This window comes from Micromonospora sp. M51 (assembly GCF_018070305.1).
Taxonomy (GTDB): Bacteria; Actinomycetota; Actinomycetes; order Mycobacteriales; family Micromonosporaceae; genus Micromonospora; species Micromonospora parva.
The window spans coordinates 1-3,475 of record NZ_JAGPXZ010000661.1; the positions used below are offsets into that span (position 1 = coordinate 1).

The 3,475-nt window shown below is 71.9% G+C and carries 4 protein-coding genes; 2 read left to right on the forward strand and 2 right to left on the reverse strand.

Features of this window, described 5'->3' with window-relative positions; translation table 11 throughout:
• Nucleotides 1-582 (forward strand): alpha/beta hydrolase (locus KBX53_RS26540; protein ID WP_210862251.1); only part of this gene is annotated, 582 nt, incomplete at its 5' end.
• A gap of 231 nt (nt 583-813) precedes the next feature.
• Here KBX53_RS26540 and KBX53_RS26545 read toward each other — a convergent pair.
• Both KBX53_RS26545 and KBX53_RS36905 read right to left on the reverse strand, forming a co-directional pair.
• Complete coding sequence (locus KBX53_RS26545) at nt 814-1,914, reverse strand: AI-2E family transporter (RefSeq protein WP_309140857.1); 1,101 nt, start codon at nt 1,912-1,914, stop codon at nt 814-816.
• A 269-nt stretch (nt 1,915-2,183) separates the two neighbouring features.
• Complete coding sequence (locus tag KBX53_RS36905; RefSeq protein ID WP_256443421.1) at nt 2,184-2,306, reverse strand: hypothetical protein; 123 nt, start codon at nt 2,304-2,306, stop codon at nt 2,184-2,186.
• Between the two features lie 199 nt (nt 2,307-2,505).
• Between KBX53_RS36905 and KBX53_RS26555 the strand changes: the two genes are divergently transcribed.
• On the forward strand, nt 2,506-3,475 hold a 970-nt coding region (locus tag KBX53_RS26555; protein ID WP_210862253.1), incomplete at its 3' end, for a hypothetical protein.

A 3,475-nucleotide genomic window follows, 5' to 3' on the forward strand; every position in this document is an offset into this window, starting at 1 on the left:
GTGCTGCGGTTCAACACGCGGGGCACCAGGAGCGTGGTCGGCCCCAGCGAGGGAGCCTTCGACGGCGCGGTGGGCGAGCGGTACGACGTGGCCGCCGCCATCGAGTACGCGGAGTTCGCCGAACTGCCCAACATCTGGCTCGTCGGCTGGTCGTTCGGCACCGACCTGGCGCTGAAGTACGGCTGCGACCCGGCGATCGCCGGGGCGATCCTGCTCTCCCCGCCGCTGCGCTTCTCCGCCCCGGAGGACCTGGCCACCTGGGCCAGTTCGGGTCGGCCGCTGGTGGCGCTGGTGCCGGAGTTCGACGACTACCTGCGCCCCACCGAGGCGGGGGAGCGGTTCGCCGCCGTGCCGCAGGCCGAGGTGGTCGGGGTCCCGGGTGCCAAGCACCTCTGGGTGGGCGACGCGGAGACGGTCCTCGATGAGATCGTCCGGCGGGTCAACCCGGCCGTCGAGGTGCCGCTGCCGACCACCTGGGACGGCCCGATGGAGGCCGGCGACGTCAGCGCGTACGCCGACCGTACGGTGGCTGCCTTCGCCGACACGCCCGTCCCCGGCCCGGCCGCCGGTCAGGCCGACTGACCCGGACGTCTCCCGGTCCCGGTCCCGGTCCCGCGCATCCTCGCGTGCCCGCACCAAGATCGTGCTCTATCATGGTTGTAGTGGCATCATAAGATGGCGAGGCCACTACTTCCGGGATCGAGCACGATCTCCGCGGGCCGGCGCGGGACCTGGGCGGCGTGGGACCTGGGCGGCGCGGGACGGGGCGGTGCGGGCAGCGCGGGGCGCGGCGGGCTGGCGCGGGGTGCGACCTCAGCGGCGTTGCTGGCGGGGCAGCACCACCTCGCGCAGGATCAGTTGCAGGGCGGCCACCGTGGGGATGGCGATCAGCGCGCCCACCACGCCCAGCAGTGACACGCCGAGCAGCGCGGCCAGCAGGGCGGCCACCTCGTTGACCTCCACCGAGCGCCGCATCACCTTCGGGTAGATGAGGTAGTTCTCCACCTGCTGGTAGATGAGGAAGAAGACCGCGCAGGCGATGCCGGTGGGCAGGTCGGCGGCGAAGCCGACCAGGCTCACGATCACCGCGCCGAGGGTGGCGCCGATCTGCGGGATCAGGTCGGTCACCGCGACGACCACGGCCAGCGCGAACGGGTACGGCAGGTCGACGATCAGCGCGAAGACGAAGGTGGTCGCGCCGGCCAGCACCGCGATGCTCAGCGCGCCGACCATGTAGGAGCCGACCTTTGCCAAAATTTCGTCACCGATCAGCTGCACCCGTTCCCGGCGCGACCGGGGCACCAACGAGTAGCCCAGCGAGCGCAACCGGTCGAAATAGGCCAGGAAGTAGATCGTCAGCACCAGCACGGTCAGCGTCCGGAACACCGTGCCGAAGATCAGTTGTGCGCCGCCCAGCACCCCGCCGAGCGCCCGCCCGACCGTCTGGGCGTTGGCGGCGTTCTGCACCCGTTCCACCACGTCGTACCGCTCCACCAGGTCATTGACCGTCGGGTTGCGGCGCAGCTCGTCGAGCAGGCTCGGGATCTGATCGATGAACTGCCCCGACTGGGTGACGATCGGCGGGACCAGCGCCACCACGCCGCCGCAGAGCAGCAACACCACTGTCAACGCCACCGCGGCCACCGCCAGGCCGTGCGGCACACCCCAGCGGCCCAGCCGGACCACCGCCGGGTTGAGACCGACAGCGAGGAAGAGCGCGATCACCACCAGCACCAGGATGCCGCCGGCATTGCGAATCCCCAGATAGAGGGTGTACGCCAGCAGCACGCCCAGCGCGCCGGTGAAACCGATCAGGAAACTGCTGCGGCGCAGTGGCCGCCCCGGCGTGCCGAACTTTCCGGACGGGACCGCGGGCGGCTCGTCCGGGTCGATCCCCGGGGCGGGAACCGGCACCGGCGGTGGCGTCTGCACCGGCTGCGGACTTGCCGCCCGCTGTGCTTGCGCTGCCTGCGGAGTTTCCGCTGGGTGCGGTGTTTCCGCCGGCTCGGGTGTTTGCGCCGGCTGCGGTGTTTGCGCTGGCGGGGGACCGGCGGTCACGTCCGGGTCGTCGCCAGCCGGGTCGTGCTGTGGCACCAGGGACCTCCCGGCTCAGGCCGTCGGACGACGGGCGACGACCACGAACGCCCGCCACGCGGCAGGCGCGAACACCAGCACCGGGCCGGTCAGGTCCATGAGGTCACGACTTCCTTCATCAGTTCGATCGACTGGCGGCGGGACAACGCACCGTTTCTGATCATCTCGCCACGCGCCAGCAGCGTAGCCACCTCATGGTCGCCATCGACCACGCGACCGTCAATCCGGTGTGCCCCATGTGCCCCACCCAACCACCGTCAGCGCCCCCGGCCGGATTGAACGGTCCGGAAAGGCCGACGACACCCGGATGTCGACCAGGCTCGTAGATCTTGGACAGTTTCCGTCACGTCCTGACGGAAACTGTCCAAGATCTGGTGGTGAGGCGGCGTCCCGGCGGTGAAGGCTGTTCGGATGCTGCCCGCCGACGACGCCGACGCCCTCGACTGGCTCGCCTTCGAGCAGGCGGGCGTGCTGACCATCGCGCAGGTCGCCGGGCTGCTCAGCGAGGGGGCGGTGCGGGGCCGGATCCGCACCGGCCGGTGGCGGTCGATCTGCCGGGGGATCCTGCTGACCGGCAACGGCCGCCTGACCCGCGACCAGCAACTGTGGGTTGCGGTGCTGGCCGCCGGACCGGGCGCGATGCTGGCCGGGGTGACCGCAGCCGCCGAGGCCGGGGTACGGGGGCTGCGCCGCGAACCACTGCACGTGCTGGTGCCGGCCGCTCGCCGTGCGGCGCGGACCACACTGCGTCGCCTGCCGATCGACATGCCAGCGGTGCTGGTGCATCGCACGACGGTGCTGCCCGAATCACACCGTCAACTCGCCCGCCCGCCGCGTACCACGACGGCGCGGGCCCTGGTGGACGCGGCAGGCTGGGCGGCCGGCGTGGACGAGGCACAGGCGGTGCTGGCCGCCGGTTGCCAGCAACGCCGGGTGATGCCCGAGGAGTTGCGGGCGGTGCTCGACGTGCTGCCCCGGGCGCCGCGCCGGCACCTGATCGGGCAGACGGTCGGCGACATCGCGGGCGGCGCACAGGCGCTCTCCGAGATCGATTTTCTGCGGCTGTGCCGCCGGCACCGGCTGCCCGCACCCGATCTCCAGGAACACCGGGTTGACGCGGCCGGCCGCAACCGCTGGCTGGACGCGTACTGGCGGAAGTGGCGGGTGCAGGTGGAGGTCGACGGGGCGCACCACATGGACGCCAGGCAGTGGGCGGCGGACATGCGTCGGCCGAACGACGTCTGGACCAGCGGCGACCGGATCCTGCGCTTCCCGGCCTGGCTGGTCCGTGCCCGCCCGGACGAGGTCGCCGACACCGTCCGCCGCGCTCTCGTAGCGGCCGGCTGGACTACCACCCCACCGCTGCGCCACCCAACGGCAA